At 66.8% G+C, this 14,176-nt stretch carries 17 protein-coding genes and 1 tRNA gene; 7 read left to right on the top strand and 11 right to left on the bottom strand.

Annotated features, from left to right (window positions below; all coding sequences use genetic code 11):
• Positions 1-174: 174 nt before the first annotated feature.
• From JO059_RS18160 to JO059_RS18150, 3 genes are all read right to left on the bottom strand, one after another.
• Positions 175-264: transfer RNA gene (locus JO059_RS18160), tRNA-Ser, on the bottom strand.
• Positions 265-293: 29 nt separating this feature from the next.
• Positions 294-752, bottom strand: a complete 459-nt coding sequence (locus JO059_RS18155; protein WP_293321172.1) for a nucleoside deaminase — start codon at positions 750-752, stop codon at positions 294-296.
• Positions 749-1,270: a tRNA adenosine deaminase-associated protein gene (locus JO059_RS18150; RefSeq protein ID WP_293321170.1), complete on the bottom strand. Its 522-nt coding sequence runs from the start codon at positions 1,268-1,270 to the stop codon at positions 749-751. Before JO059_RS18150 ends, JO059_RS18155 begins: the two co-directional genes overlap by 4 nt.
• A 104-nt stretch (positions 1,271-1,374) precedes the next feature.
• Here JO059_RS18150 and JO059_RS18145 point away from each other — a divergent pair, with 104 nt between their 5' ends.
• The gene (locus JO059_RS18145; protein ID WP_293321176.1) at positions 1,375-2,319 is read left to right on the top strand and encodes a prephenate dehydrogenase; all 945 of its coding nucleotides are present in this window, start codon (positions 1,375-1,377) and stop codon (positions 2,317-2,319) included.
• Here the strand turns inward: JO059_RS18145 and JO059_RS18140 are convergent.
• The 5 genes from JO059_RS18140 to JO059_RS18120 are packed head-to-tail and all read right to left on the bottom strand — an operon-like array spanning position 2,282 to position 6,371.
• Positions 2,282-2,881: a putative glycolipid-binding domain-containing protein gene (locus tag JO059_RS18140; RefSeq protein WP_293321168.1), complete on the bottom strand. Its 600-nt coding sequence runs from the start codon at positions 2,879-2,881 to the stop codon at positions 2,282-2,284. The two genes, JO059_RS18145 and JO059_RS18140, sit on opposite strands and share 38 nt — an antisense overlap.
• Before the next feature lie 4 nt (positions 2,882-2,885).
• Entirely contained in the window at positions 2,886-3,644 is a 759-nt protein-coding gene (locus JO059_RS18135) for an ABC transporter permease (protein WP_293321166.1), read from the bottom strand.
• Positions 3,641-4,327, bottom strand: a complete 687-nt coding sequence (locus JO059_RS18130; RefSeq protein ID WP_293321164.1) for an ABC transporter permease — start codon at positions 4,325-4,327, stop codon at positions 3,641-3,643. The genes JO059_RS18135 and JO059_RS18130 overlap by 4 nt, the downstream gene beginning before the upstream one ends.
• A 2-nt stretch (positions 4,328-4,329) precedes the next feature.
• The gene (locus JO059_RS18125; protein ID WP_293321162.1) at positions 4,330-5,421 is read right to left on the bottom strand and encodes an ABC transporter ATP-binding protein; all 1,092 of its coding nucleotides are present in this window, start codon (positions 5,419-5,421) and stop codon (positions 4,330-4,332) included.
• Between the two features lie 2 nt (positions 5,422-5,423).
• Entirely contained in the window at positions 5,424-6,371 is a 948-nt protein-coding gene (locus JO059_RS18120) for an ABC transporter substrate-binding protein (RefSeq protein ID WP_293321174.1), read from the bottom strand.
• Positions 6,372-6,498: 127 nt separating this feature from the next.
• On the opposite strand from JO059_RS18120, the gene JO059_RS18115 reads away from it, so the two are divergent.
• Positions 6,499-6,846: a lipopolysaccharide assembly protein LapA domain-containing protein gene (locus JO059_RS18115; protein ID WP_293321160.1), complete on the top strand. Its 348-nt coding sequence runs from the start codon at positions 6,499-6,501 to the stop codon at positions 6,844-6,846.
• 7 nt (positions 6,847-6,853) lie between these two features.
• Here JO059_RS18115 and JO059_RS18110 read toward each other — a convergent pair whose 3' ends face one another.
• Together JO059_RS18110 and JO059_RS18105 are read right to left on the bottom strand one after the other, a co-directional pair.
• Positions 6,854-7,900: a phosphotransferase family protein gene (locus JO059_RS18110; protein WP_293321158.1), complete on the bottom strand. Its 1,047-nt coding sequence runs from the start codon at positions 7,898-7,900 to the stop codon at positions 6,854-6,856.
• 9 nt (positions 7,901-7,909) lie between these two features.
• On the bottom strand, positions 7,910-8,518 hold the full coding sequence (locus JO059_RS18105; protein WP_293321156.1) for a histidine phosphatase family protein: 609 nt from the start codon (positions 8,516-8,518) through the stop codon (positions 7,910-7,912).
• A gap of 244 nt (positions 8,519-8,762) precedes the next feature.
• On the opposite strand from JO059_RS18105, the gene JO059_RS18100 reads away from it, so the two are divergent.
• The 5 genes from JO059_RS18100 to JO059_RS18080 are packed head-to-tail and all read left to right on the top strand — an operon-like array spanning position 8,763 to position 13,457.
• Complete coding sequence (locus tag JO059_RS18100; protein ID WP_293321154.1) at positions 8,763-9,806, top strand: phosphotransferase family protein; 1,044 nt, start codon at positions 8,763-8,765, stop codon at positions 9,804-9,806.
• Between the two features lies 1 nt (position 9,807).
• On the top strand, positions 9,808-10,572 hold the full coding sequence (locus JO059_RS18095) for an SDR family oxidoreductase (RefSeq protein WP_293321152.1): 765 nt from the start codon (positions 9,808-9,810) through the stop codon (positions 10,570-10,572).
• A gap of 17 nt (positions 10,573-10,589) precedes the next feature.
• Positions 10,590-11,873 (top strand): acyl-CoA dehydrogenase family protein, encoded by a 1,284-nt coding sequence (locus tag JO059_RS18090; protein WP_293321150.1) that lies wholly within the window; start codon positions 10,590-10,592, stop codon positions 11,871-11,873.
• On the top strand, positions 11,863-12,489 hold the full coding sequence (locus JO059_RS18085) for a TetR/AcrR family transcriptional regulator (protein ID WP_293321148.1): 627 nt from the start codon (positions 11,863-11,865) through the stop codon (positions 12,487-12,489). The genes JO059_RS18090 and JO059_RS18085 overlap by 11 nt, the downstream gene beginning before the upstream one ends.
• Complete coding sequence (locus JO059_RS18080; protein ID WP_293321146.1) at positions 12,489-13,457, top strand: NADPH:quinone oxidoreductase family protein; 969 nt, start codon at positions 12,489-12,491, stop codon at positions 13,455-13,457. The genes JO059_RS18085 and JO059_RS18080 overlap by 1 nt, the downstream gene beginning before the upstream one ends.
• Before the next feature lies 1 nt (position 13,458).
• Here JO059_RS18080 and JO059_RS18075 read toward each other — a convergent pair.
• A partial coding sequence (locus JO059_RS18075; protein ID WP_293321144.1) for an alkyl sulfatase dimerization domain-containing protein occupies positions 13,459-14,176 on the bottom strand: 718 nt, incomplete at its 5' end.

The following is a 14,176-nucleotide window of genomic DNA, read 5'->3' as shown; positions in this document are numbered from 1 at the left end:
TGCAAACCAACGCAACCAAAATCTTAACTGTTAATTTTCTGAAGATCTAGCCCCTAGTTATGGCAGCGGGTGGCTGCGGTCGTGCCGCTCATGGCAGGTGCGGTTTGCCGTGAGTACCGATCAGCCGACCGTGAGCGGGCAGAAGGCCACGCGGTGAGCAGTCGGGGAGAAAAATGGCGGTGGCGGAGGGATTTGAACCCTCGGACGGTGTTTGCCGTCACACGCTTTCGAGGCGTGCTCCTTAGGCCGCTCGGACACGCCACCGCCAGGCAGCTTACCGAACGCGCCGCCCATCACCCCAATCGCTGGCGGGCGAAGAAGGCCTCCAAGGGCGCCGCGCACTCCTGCGCGAGCACACCGCCGCGCACCGCCGGGCGATGGTTGAGCCGACGATCCCGAACGACGTCCCACAACGACCCGACCGCTCCCGTCTTGGGCTCCCACGCGCCGAACACCAGTCGGGCGATGCGGGCCAGCACCAGCGCACCGGCGCACATGGTGCATGGTTCGACGGTCACCGCCATCGTCGTCCCCTCCAGCCGCCACCCGTGGCCGAGCACGCTCGCCGCGGTCCGAATCGCCAGAATTTCGGCGTGGGCCGTCGGATCGCCCGTGGCCTCGCGCGCGTTCACCGCTCGGGCCAGCTCGGTTCCGTCGGCGTCGATCACCACCGCACCGATCGGCACATCCCGGGGACCGGCGGTCGCAGAGACCGACAGGGCGGTGCGGATCAGATCCTCGTCCGTGATCACCGACCGAGGCGGTCGATCACCGCCGACAGCTGATCGGCGAAGCCCATCTCTCGGGCGATGCGACCCAGCTGCTCGTCGGCATACAGGTCGCTCTCATCGAGGATGACGCTCAGCACGGCCTCGGGCAGCCCGACGTCGGACAGCAATCCCAGGTCGCCCTCCTCGAATGGTTCGGCGTCCTCGAGGTCCTCGGGATCGATGTCGGCGTCCAGGCTGTCGAGGACTTCGGCGGCGATGTCGTAGTCCAGGGCCGCCGTCGCATCCGATAACAGCAGTCTTGTGCCCGCCGGGGCGGGGCGCACGATGACGAAGAACTCGTCGTCGACATCAAGAAGCCCGAACACCGCCCCCGAACTGCGCAGCTCACGCAGCTCGGTCTCGGCGGCCGCCAGGCTCGTCAGCGACTTGCGGGCCATCGGGGAACAGCGCCATTGGCCCTCTTCACGCACAACCGCGACGCCGAAGCCGTCCGGTATGTCCGCGGACGGGCCTGCTGCGGACGCCCGCTGTGCTCCCATGGGCGCATACGGTAGTCGCTGAGCAGGCTCTCTGACCAGACGCAGACCGGCCCGCCAAAATGTGCCAACCTAAGACGGTGGCCAGCCCAGCGTCTCAGACGCCCGTGTGCGTGCTCGGGCTCGGCCTGATCGGCGGCTCCATCATGCGGGCCGCAAAGGCGGCCGGCCGTGAGGTCTTTGGCTACAACCGGTCGGTGGAGGGCGCACACGCCGCCGTCGCCGACGGCTTCGACGCCCGCACCGATCTCACCGAGACATTGAGCCGCGCCGCCGATACCGGCGCGTTGATCGTGCTGGCCGTGCCGATGCCGGCGTTGGGCAGCATGCTCGCCCATATCAGCGAACTCGCGCCAACATGCCCGCTCACGGATGTCACCAGCGTCAAAACCGCCGTGCTCGAACAGGTCGCGGCGGCCGGTCTTCGGGAACGCTTCGTCGGCGGTCACCCGATGACGGGCACCGCGGACTCGGGATGGGCCGCCGGCTACGCCGGGTTGTTCACCCGAGCCGCCTGGGTGGTCAGCGTCGACGACCACGTGGACCCGACGGTGTGGACGATGGTGATGCGGCTGGCGCTGGACTGCGGAGCCATGGTGGTACCGGCAAAATCCGACGAGCATGACGCCGCTGCGGCGGTCATCTCGCATCTTCCGCACCTGCTTGCGGAGGCGCTGGCCATCACGGCCGCCGAGGTGCCGCTGGCGTTTGCGCTTGCCGCCGGCTCATTCCGCGACGGCACCCGGGTGGCGGGCACCGCCCCGCATCTCGTGCGCGCGATGTGTGAAGGCAACGCCGGGCAGCTATTGCCGGCTGTCGACCGGGTGGTCGAGTTGCTCGGCCGTGCCCGGGAGTCGTTGGCGCACCATGACTCCGTGGCCGACCTGGTCGAGGCGGGCCACGCGGCCCGAACCCGTTACGACAGCTTCCCGCGCTCCGACATCGTCACCGTCGTCGTCGGTGAGGAGAATTGGCGCGAGGAGCTCGCGGCTGCCGGCCGGGCCGGTGCGGTGATCAGATCCGCTCTGCCAATCCTGGATAGTCCACGATGAAACCTTCGTCGTCGACGCTTACCATGGTGTCGGCGACCGGAGAGCGCAGCTTGATCCCGTCGAGGCGTCCCTCGCTGGCATAACTCACGGTGGCGGCGGCGACGGACATCTCGGGCACGTTCACGTATGCCATCGGCAAGGTGACCGAGTCCGCCCGTTGGTGCAGGGCGAGGCGCCGGATCGGCAACGCGTTGAAGAACGGGCTGAATACGACGTCGACGTCGAGTGCGCCGTCGTATCCCGCTCGCCGCTCACCCTGGTGATCGGTCACCAGCCACATGTTCTCCTCGTCACGGGCAACGGCGAGCTGGCGCTCGCGCTCGGCCAGCGTGACGGTCAGCCCGAAGCGTTTGGTGGCCCCGGTCTCGTCGGTCTGCAGATCGTAGTAGGCGCCGAACGCCGGATTGTTTTCGGTGGCCGCGGCAACAATGCGGCCGTTGGCTCTGATTCGCTTGCCCGACACCTGGATTCGTACCGATTCCATGCGGGAGACGTCCTGTGCACGCCAGGTCAGCATCGCCTGCCAAACACGCCGGGACGGATCAGAGGAGGCTGCGTTCACGCTTCTACCGTAAAACGTCTCCACCGACGATGGTGACTTTGTCGGGAAGTGCGGTCGGGGTCACGCGGTCGGGCCCCGGCGACCTGCCCCGAAACCTGCCCCGGAACCTGTTAATGCCCGGCACGGACGCCCATACCGCGAGCGCCAACAGGCCGTCGAGGATCAGCGCCAGCGCGGCCACCATGAGCGCGCCCACGAGTGCGAGGTGGAATTCGCGCTCTTTGATGCCGTCGATGAGGTATCGGCCCAACCCCCCGAGGCTGGCGTAGGCCGCCACGGTCGCCGTGGCGACCACTTGCAGCGTGGCGTTGCGCAGCCCACCCAGAATCAACGGCAACGCGTTGGGGAACTCGACGCGCAGGAGCACCCGGATCTCCGTCATGCCCATCGCGCGGGCCGCGTCCACCACCGTCGGGTCGACGTTGGCGATGCCGGCATACGTGCCGGCCAGCAGCGACGGGATGCCCAGCAGCATCAGGGCAATCAACGGTGGACCCGCCCCAAGCCCGAACCACAGCACGCCCAGCAGCAGCACACCCAGCGTAGGCAGTGACCGCAGCCCGTTGACCGCACCCACCACCAGCAGCGTGCCGCGACCGGTGTGCCCGATGATCAACCCGACGGGCACGGCGATCACCGCCGAGGCACCGACCGCGACCGCCGTGTACTCCAGGTGTTCGAGGGTACGCGCGGCAAGCCCGACTGGACCGGCCCAGTTGTCCGCGGTCAGTAGGTAGGCCAGCGCCTGCGAGACGAAGTTCATCGCGCGCCGCCCACAACCGGGGCGACCACCGACCGCCGGCGGGTGGTGCGCGCGGCGCGTTCCCATGGAGTGGCCAGCCGGCCGCCCAGCACAATCAGCGCGTCGATCACGATCGCCAGCACGAACAGCGCGAGAATGCCGGCGATGATCTCATCGCTCTTGTCCGTCTGGTACCCCTGGGTGAACCAGGTGCCCAAACCGCCGATGCCGATGACCGAACCCACCGAAACCATCGCGATGTTGGTCACCACAACCACGCGCAGCCCGGCGATCAGCACCGGGATCGACAGCGGCAGTTCGACTTTCAGCATCCGTTTGATCGGCGGGTAGCCGATCGCCGTGGCCGCGTCGCGCACCTGGGCGGGCACCGCGTCCAGCGCCTCCAGCACCGCCCGTACCAGCAGCGCCGCGGTGTAGGCCGTCAGCGCGACCAGCACGTTGGCCTCGTCGAGGATTCGGGTTCCGATGATCATCGGCAAGACCACGAACAGCGCCAGCGATGGAACCGTGAACACGACGCTCGCGGTTGCGGTCGTCAACCGACGGGCAATCGGCGTGCGCTGCACCAGCACGCCCAGCGGCACCGCGATCGCCAGACCAATCAGTACCGGCACCAAGGACAGCCGCAGATGGACCACGGTCAGCGTCCAGGCGTCACCGAGGTGGGTCAGCAGGTAGTGCACCTTCAGGCCCTCCGTTGGGCGTCCACCGCCGCCAGCACGTCGGCGGCCAGCACGCCCCCGATGACCTTGCCCCCCGCGTCAACGGCGACGCCCACCCCCGACGGCGACGACAGCGCCGCGTCGAGCGCCTGGCTGAGATTGCCGTCGGGACGGAACAGGGAGCCCACGCCGCTGATGCTGTCGGGCAATGATGCGCCCGCCCGGTGCTTGCGCAGGCCCTCGGCGTCGATCCATCCGACCGGGGCACCCGCGTCGTCGATCACCACCGCCCAGCCGTCCGTCAGGCCGGCCTGGGGCAGGCTATGCGCCGAGACCCGGTCGACGTCGTGCAGTGGCAACCCGGCCGCATCCATGAATTGCAGCCACCGATAGCCGCGCCCGAGGCCGATGAACCTCGCCACGAATTCATTGGCCGGCCGCGAGAGCAGTTGCGCGGGCTCGTCATACTGTTGCAGCGAGCCGCCCTGGAAAACCGCGATCCGTTCGCCCAGCCGCAGGGCCTCGTCGATATCGTGGGTGACGAAGACGATGGATTTGTGCAATTCGCTTTGCAGACGCAGTATTTCGTTCTGCAGCTCATGCCGTACCACGGGATCGACGGCCGAGAACGGCTCGTCCATCAACAAGATCGGCGGATCGGCCGCCAGCGCGCGTGCGACCCCGACACGCTGCTGCTCGCCGCCGGAGAGCTGCCCGGGATAGCGGAAGGCGATCCTGGAGTCCAGTCCGACGCGCTCGAGCACCTCGTAGGCGGCTGTGCGGGCGGCCCGGCGCGACTGTCCCTTGAGGATCGGAACGGTTGCCACGTTGTCGATTACGCGCTGATGCGGCATCAAGCCGGCGTGCTGGATGACGTAGCCGATTCCCAGGCGTAGCCGTACCGGGTTGACCGTGGAGACGTCCGAACCGTCGATCGTTATGGTGCCGGATGTCGGCTCGATCATCCGGTTGATCATCCGCAACGCGGTGGTCTTGCCGCTGCCCGAGGAACCGACGAAGACCGTCAATTTGCCGTTGGGGACCACCAAGCATAGTCGGTCGACGGCGGTGGTTCCGTCGGGGAAGACCTTGCTGACGTTGTCGAAGACGATCAATGTCAGGGTCCGATCGGATGGTTGAAGCCGTTGTCCCGCACCCAGTTCCGGGCCGCCTGGTCGGGATCGATGCCCGAGTTGCCGGCCACGGCGGCGTTCAGGCCGGCCAGGCCGGAGGTGGTGAGCTTCGCCGACACGGCATCCAGCACATCCTTGAGCCGATCCGACTTCTTCTGCGAATTAACCAGTGGCACAATGTTGCCCGCCAGGAAATTATGTTCGGGATCCTCGAGCGCCACGAGGTGGTTTGTCGGGATTGCGGGCGACGTGCTGAAGATGTTGGCGGCGGTTACCCTGCCCTCCACCAACGCGCGCACGGTTACCGCCCCGCCGCCGTCGTTGATGGCGACGAAGTTGCCCGGGCTGATGGTGAGGCCGTATTTCTGGCGCAAACCCGGCAGCCCCGACGGGCGGGTCTCGAAGGCCGAAGGCGCCCCGAATTTCACGTCCGGCGAGTGTGCGGCCAGGTCCGCGATCGTTTTCAGGTTCCAGTCGGCGGCGGTCCCACTGGTGACGGTCACCGTATCGGTGTCGGATGCCGGCGATGGCGTCAGGATCGACAGGTCGCCCGGCAGTTTCTTGTAGAGCTCCAGCTCGACGGCGTCGAGCACTGTCGCGGCGGAGTCCGGTGCGAAGTACAGCAGCAGATTACCTATGTACTCTGGCACCAGGTCGATGGAATGATCCTTCAGCGCAGGGATGTATGTCTCCCTGCTGCCGATGCCCATCCGCCGGCCGATTTCAAATCCATTGGCCTGCAAAGCTTCTGCATAAATCTCCGCGACGATTTCCGACTCCGGAAAGTCGGCGGAACCGACGACGATCGACTTCGGACTGCGCATCTGCGGCCCCAGCGGATCGGAATTGCTGCACGCCGCGACCACGCACACCGTCATCAGCCACACTGCCGCGCGGGCGGTCGCGCTCCGCACGCGCGGCAGCATCCTCATACCGCCGACCCTAACGGCAGAACCACCGAGGCGCTGCAAAAGGTTTCCTGCAAGGTTTGGTCTCAATTTCTGCTTCAAATGAGGCCCGCTTGTTTGAATCCGCGCCGGACGGGACAAAGATAAACATATGAGCAGCCATGACCCTGCCTCCCCCAGCCAGCCGCCCGCTGACCCGATCCAGCCTCACCGGATGAGCCCAAAACCAGTAGAACCGGGCGTCGGGTTCACCCGCGCTGCCGCCCTGTGGACGGCATTGATCGCCGGCTTCCTCATCTTGATCCTGTTGCTGATCTTCATAGCCCAGAACACGGCGTCGACGCCCTTCACGTTCTTGGGCTTCCACTGGAGTCTGCCGCTGGGCGTGGCCATTCTGCTGTCGGCGGTGACTGGCGGGCTACTGACCGTCGCGGTCGGCACCGCACGAATCATCCAGCTGCGCCGGGCGGCGAAGAAGCACGTGGCGCCTCTCCGCTGACCCGGCGCTAACCCGGCGACTTGGCCAGTTCCGCCAGTCCGCGCGAGATCAACGGCGCCACCACCTCGGGCGTGTCCTCAGGCTCTCTTCCACTGGCCAGAGCCGACATCCGCCGGCGGAAATCGATCCCGGCGGCGATGATGGCGAGCTTGAAGTAGGCCAGCGCCATGTAGAACTCCCAATGCGCCAACGACAAGCCGGACACCAGCGAGTAGCGGTCGGCCAGCTCATCGGCCGTGGGCAACAGCGGTGACGTCCACGCCGCTTGGGCGTTGACGATCAGGTCCAGCGCCGGGTCGCGGTACACGCACATCAGGGCCGCATCGCTGAGCGGATCTCCCAAGGTGGAAAGCTCCCAATCCACGACGGCGCGAACCACCGTCGGATCCTGGGCGTCCAGGATGGTGTTGTCTATCCGGTAGTCACCGTGCACGATCGACGTCCGGCTCTGTTGCGGAATGGATTGGCGCAGAAGTGAATGCAAGCGCTCGACGTCGGCGTCGCGGCGGTCGTCGGGCAGCCGCACGAGATCCCACTGTGAACCCCAGCGGCGGACCTGGCGCTCCAGATAACCACTCGGCTTGCCGAAATCCTTCAGCCCCACCGCATTCGGTTCGACAGCGTGCAGATCGACGAGCACCCGGATCAAGGAGTCGACGCAGCCGTCGATCACAGTGCGACTGAATGCTTCGAGCTGGGCGCGGCGGCGCACCACCTGTCCGTCAACGAATTCGACGATCTGGAAGGGCGCGCCCAGTACCGAGTCGTCTTCGCACAGGGCGATCGTGCGGGCCACCGGAACCGGCGTGTCCTGCAGCGCCGCCACCACCCGGTACTCGCGGCCCATATCGTGCGCCGATGGCGTCAGCCCGTGCAGCGGCGGGCGGCGCACCAGCCAGTTCGACGCGTCGTCATATACCCGAAACGTCAGATTCGAGCGGCCACCCGAGATGAACTCCGCCCGCAACTCGCCGTCGCGCTCGATGCAGAGCGCACGCAGGTACCGGTCCAGCGAGGCCAGGTCGAGCCCTTCGAGTTGGTCAGCTGAAGTCACCGGACTTGTTTACCACCGCTGGTTTCGGGGCAACAGGTCCCACACGTGCTCGGTCGAATTGACGCTCGCCACCGTCGCCTCACCGGACCGCGAGAACAGCAGCCGGCTCACCGACGCGTAGTCAACCGGAAAAGACAACAGCCGGGCCGTGCCGAGGATCTCGTGCAGCAGCACGTTGATAACCCCACCGTGGCTGAACACCGCGACGGTGTCCTCCGGCGCGGCGGCGGCGACCAAGTCGTCGACGGCCGCGCGGACGCGTGCCCGAAACGCATCCTCGTCGACGGCGCTGGGCAGGTGGCCCTGGGCCAGGCGCGCCCATTCCTCGGGCATCTCGGCGCGGATCTGCTCGACAGGGATGTAGTGCGGTAGATCGCGGTCGTATTCCGCGAAGCGGTCGTCGATCTCGACGGTCAGCTCGCGTGCCGTCGCGACCGGTTCGGCGGTCTGCACGGCGCGGCGCTGCGGGCTGCTTACCACGCGCACGATGGGGAACCGGGCGAGCGCCTCGGGCAATCGCTCGACCTGCGCCAGGCCCTCCTTCGACAGGTCGGGGTCGGAGCCCTCGCCACGTTGGCTGCGCAGCGGAAGAGCGTGCCTGATCAGCAGCACTTGCATGTTTTGTTCCCGTCCTCCTGTGGGCTGCCTGCGGCATCGACAAGATGGCCGATGCGTCGGGCGCGCCGGCAATCATCCCGCTGGCCTACCTCGCGAGCACGGATATCTATCTGACCGGATTTCCGGACTCGCACTTTACCGACTATGACAACGCTGTCGCCGACGCTGAACGATCCTCACGTGGGCGGAGCGAGTCCCAGCGCGGGAGAATGCTATTCTCCTTCCAGAGAGCGGGGTGTGCGGAATGCAGACGGCCAGCGATGTCCGACCGGACGCGGGCGTTCTCGCCCGCTGGCTGGATGCGAATGGCGCACCCGGCGACGGCGAACGGCCGGCGCTGCAACAACTGAAGGGCGGTTCGCAGAACACCCTGTACCTGGTGGAGCGGGGTGACCGGCGCATGGTCCTCCGGATGCCGGGGCCGCGCGCCGACGCAGCCCGGATCGATGGCCTGCTGCGCGAGATCCGGTTGGTGCGGGCGCTGTCGGGCACGGACGTCCCGCATGCGGGGCTGATAGCCGCCGACGAGACGGGCACCGTGTTGGGCACACCGTTCTACGTGATGCAGGCAATCGACGGGTGGAGCCCGATGGACGGCGGTTGGCGGGCGCCGTTCGACACCGACCTACAGGCGCGGCGCGGCCTGGCGTTCCAATTGGTCGAGGGCGCCGCCAAGCTGGGGCGGGTGGATTGGCGCAAGCAAGGGCTCGACGGCTTCGGCCGCCCGGACGGCTTCCACGAACGACAGGTCGACCGCTGGCTTTCGTTCCTCGACGCCTACAAGGTGCGTGAGCTTCCCGGCCTCGACGAGGCCGCCGACTGGCTGCGCCACCATCGACCCGCCCGGTACCGGCCGGGAATCATGCACGGCGACTACCAGTTCGCCAACGTGATGTTCGCGCACGGAGAGCCGGCGCGATTGGCCGCGATCGTGGACTGGGAGATGACGACCGTCGGCGACCCGCTGCTCGATCTCGCCTGGGCGCTGCTGGGCTACGACGGCGAAAATCCGCGCACCGCCGGGTTCTATCTGGACATGCGCGGCATGCCGACGCGCAGCGAGTTGCTCGAGCACTACGAGACCATCAGCGGGCTTTCCACCGAGAACATCGACTACTACTTGGTGCTGGCCAACTGGAAGCTCGGCATCGTGCTGGAGAAGACCTACGCGGCCGCGGTACGGGCCGGGCCCCGACAACGAAAAGTCGACCCCCAGGTCACCGAGACCTTCCGGACGATGATCCCGCAGCTCATCGCCACCGCGGCCGAGCTGGCCGGGACGCACTGAAATGTCTTATCCAGAACGGCTTTTCGACCTCACGGAACGCGTCGTGCTGATCACGGGAGGCAGCCGCGGACTGGGACGCGAGATGGCTTTCGGTGTCGCCCGGTGCGGCGCCGACGTGGTGATCGCCAGCCGCAACATGGACAACTGCGTGAGCACCGCCAAGGAGATCGAAGCCGAGACCGGCCGTTCCGCGATGCCATATCAGGTGCACGTGGGGCGCTGGGATCAGCTCGACGGATTGGTCGAGGCAACCTACGCGCGCTTCGGCAAAGTGGACACGCTGATCAACAACGCGGGGATGTCACCGCTGTACGACAAGCTGACCGGTGTCACCGAGAAACTGTTCGACGCGGTCGTCAACCTCAACCTCAAGGGGCCGTTCCGCCTCTCGGCGCTGGTCGGGGAGCGGATGGTGGCCGCCGGCCGCGGTTCCATCATCAATGTGAGTTCGACCGGCTCGCTACGTCCCGGCGGCGACATCATTCCCTACGCCGCCGCCAAGGCCGGACTCAACGCAATGACCGAGGGGCTGGCGCGCGCCTTCGGGCCTACCGTGCGGGTCAACACGCTGATGGCCGGACCGTTTCTGACCGACATCAGCAAGGCGTGGAAATTCGACAAGGCGACGCGGAACCCGTTCGGACATCTCTCGCTTCAGCGTGCCGGCGACCCGCCCGAGATCGTCGGCGCCGCGCTGTTCCTTGCGTCCGACGCGTCCAGTTTCACCACCGGTTCGATCGTGCGCGTCGACGGTGGAATTCCCTGATAGACAGGAGCACTCGAATGCCTTGGGACTTCTCCACCGACCCGGAGTTCGAGAAGAAGCTCGCCTGGATCCGCGAGTTCGTACGCGAGGAGGTGGAACCCCTCGAGGTGCTGTTTCCCGGGTGCGAGTTCCTGCCACTCAACGACGAACGGCGCCGGATCGTCGATCCCCTCAAGCAGCAGGTCCGCGACAATGGTCTGTGGGCACCGCATTTGGGCCCGGAGCTGGGCGGGCAGGGGTTCGGCGCCGTCAAGCTCACGCTGATCAACGAGATCCTCGGCCGCAGCCCATGGGCACCGATCGTGTTCGGGACCCAGGCGCCCGACACCGGCAACGCGGAGATCATCGCCCGGTTCGGAACCCAGGCCCAGAAGGACCGCTACCTGGCCGGACTCCTGTCGGGGGAGATCTTCTCGTGCTTCTCCATGACCGAACCGCAGGGCGGCGCCGATCCGCGCGTCTTCACCACCCGCGCCGAACGGGACGGTGACAGCTGGGTGATCACCGGACGAAAATACTTCTCCTCCAACGCCTCGGTTGCCTCGTTCTTCATCGTCGTGGCGATCACCGACCCAGACGTCCCCGTCCATCGCGGCGCCTCTACGTTCCTCGTTCCGGCCGGCACCCCTGGCCTGACGGTGGAAGCCACCCACCACGTCGTCGGTGCGGATCCCCACGAGCCGGGACATTCCCTCCTGCGCTACGACGCGGTCCGGGTGCCATCCGACGCTCTGCTGGGCGAGCCGGGAGAAGGGTTCCTGATTTTGCAGACCCGATTGGCCGGGGGGCGGTTGCATCATGCGATGCGCTCGATCGGGATGGCGCAGCGCGCCGTCGAGATGATGTCGCGGCGTGCGAAAAGCCGCTTCACCCAAGGTAGCTCGCTTGCCGACAAGCAGCTGGTCCAGGAATTCGTCGCGGACTCTTACACCGAGTTGATACCTTTTCGGCTGACGGTGCTGCACGCCGCCTGGCTGATCGACAACGGCGACGATCTCGCTGCCCGAGCCGAGATCGCGGCGTGCAAGATCCTCGCGTCTCAAGTACTCAAATCGATCGCGATGCGGGCGATTCAGGTGCACGGCGCGCTCGGGCTCACCGACCAGCTCCCGCTGGTCAACGTCCTGCTCGGCGGCATCGCGCTGGGGCTGGCAGACGGGCCCACCGAGGCGCACAAGGTCAACCTGGCGCGCATGCTGCTCAAGGGTTACGAGGCCGAAGACCCGGAATGGCCGAGCGAACTGCTGGACGTCCGGCGCGAGGCCGCCCGCGCCAAATACGGTGGCCGCATTGCCTTCTAGCAAGACCAACAGCCGGGTCGCCGCGGCCGTCGAACGTGCACTCGACGACCGGCAGCGAGAGGCCACCGAGGAGGTCGAACGCATCCTGGCCGCCGCGGTGCGGGTGATGGAACGCGTCGCGCCCGAGCCGCCGCGGGTCAGTGACATCGTCGCCGAGGCCGGCTCGTCGAACAAGGCGTTCTACCGATACTTCGCCGGCAAGGACGATCTCATCCTGGCGGTCATGGAACGCGGCGTGGCCATCGTCGCGTCCTACCTCGCCCACCAGATGGCCAAGGAATCGCGGCCCGCGGACAAGGTCGCCCGCTGGATCGAGGGGAGCCTGGCACAGGTCGCCGACCCGCACCTGATCAGCATGAGCCGGGCGGCGGCCGGCCAGCTTTCGGCCGCGGCGAGTTGGCCGGCGGCCGACCACGACATGATGCGCCCGCTTCGGGATCTTCTCGCCGAACCCGTTGCGGCACTGGGAAGCAACGACATCGATCGCGACGTCGAAGTGGTGTTCAGCTGCACAGCCGCGACGATGCGGCGGTTCGTGGGTGCTGCCGACCGGCCACACCCCGACGACATCTCGCACCTGGTGCGGTTCTGCTTGCGCGGACTGGGAATCGGTTGATGCGCGCGATCGTCTGTCACGCCTATGGTCCCCCGGAGGACTTGGTTCTCGAGGACGTCCCCGACCCGGTTCCCGGGCCCGGCCAACTGCTGGTGCGCGTGTACGCCGCCGCGGTGAACTTTCCCGATGTGCTGTTCATCGGCGGCAACTACCAGGTGAAGATTCCGCCGCCGTTCATACCGGGCAACGAGATCGCGGGAGAGGTGATCGCTGCCGGTGACGGCGCGGCGTTCGGCCCTGGTCAGCGCGTATCCGGGACCACCTTCGGAGCGTTCGCCGAACAGGCGCTGCTCGAAGCGACCCAGGCGATGCTCATACCGGAAAGCGCCGACTTCGCGTCGGCCGCGGCGTTTGGCGTCACCTATCGCACTGCCTACCACGCCCTGCGCTCGACAGCCGCTGTGCGAGAAAAGGATTGGGTGGTGGTGTTGGGCGCCGCCGGCGGTGTGGGCCTGGCCGCCGTCGACCTCGCAGTGGCGATGAAGGCCCGCGTGCTGGCCGCCGCGTCAAGTCCGGAAAAGCTCGACCTGTGTCGACAACGCGGCGCGCAGGCCACCGTTGACTACGACAGGGAGGACCTGAAATCGCGAATCCGCGAACTCACCGGTGAGGGGGCACAAATCGTCATCGACCCCGTCGGCGGCCCCTACTCCGAACCGGCGCTGCGCGGCCTTGCCCGCGGCGGAACCTTCCTCACCCTCGGCTACGCTTCGGGTGCAATCCCGTCGATCCCGCTCAACCTGGTTCTGCTCAAAGGAATCACCGTACGCGGCATGGAGATTCGCACGTTCATGGGCGACCATCCCGAGGAGGCCGTCCGCGATGCGCACGAGCTGGCGCAGATGTTCGCGGCCGGCACCGTCCGCCCATACATCGGCGCCCGCTTCCCGTTGGCCCAAACCCCTGCCGCGCTGCGTTATGTGGCCGAGCGCAAGGTGCTTGGCAAGGTGGTCATCGATGTTGCGTAACCTACGGCGTGACGATGTTGAAGTTCGGGTCGGGTTGGTCGAGCACACCCAGCAGCGCCTGCAGCGCCCCCTGATCGCCGGTTATTTCTAGCCCCGGCGAGGTGAAGTCACCCATCGCGACGAGCAGCAATCGAAACTTGCTGTCCAGGTTGACCGTCACGCTTGCCGTCGCGGAGTCGGCGGCCACCTTGCGGTAGACCAGCACCCCGTTGCGCAGCGTGAGCCGGTAGTTGACGCCCAGATCGGCGAAGGCGATGTCGATCGCGATGTCGAGGTCCCAGCTGCGCGGCCCGTTGACCCGGATGGCGAGGCTATCGAAGATCTGCTCCGGGGTGAGCTGAGAGAGCATCGACATTGAGGTGGCCGTCGTGGCTGTGCCGAAGTTCCCGTCGCGCAATTCGGTCGCCCCGCTCATGAAGAAGTTGCGCCATGTCGCGTTCTCGGCACCGTAGGCGAGCTGCTCCAGCGTGTCCGCGTACAGGGCCCGGGCGCCGGGGTGCTCGCTGTCGGTGAACACCGCGTGATCGAGAAGCGTTGCCGCCCAACGGAAGTCTCCGGAATCGAAGGCCGCTTGCGCGAGCTCGACCACCCGATCGATGCCGCCCATCGCGTCGACGTAACGAGGCGCGAGCGCTTCCGGCGGATGCGGCCACAGTCGTGCGGGGTTGCCGTCGAACCAGCCCATGTACCGCTGGTAGATGGCCTTCACATTGTGACTG

This window comes from Mycobacterium sp. (assembly GCF_019247615.1).
Taxonomy (GTDB): Bacteria; Actinomycetota; Actinomycetes; order Mycobacteriales; family Mycobacteriaceae; genus Mycobacterium.
Note: the sequence above shows the minus strand (reverse complement) of the source record. Positions and strands in the feature narration are given on the sequence as shown.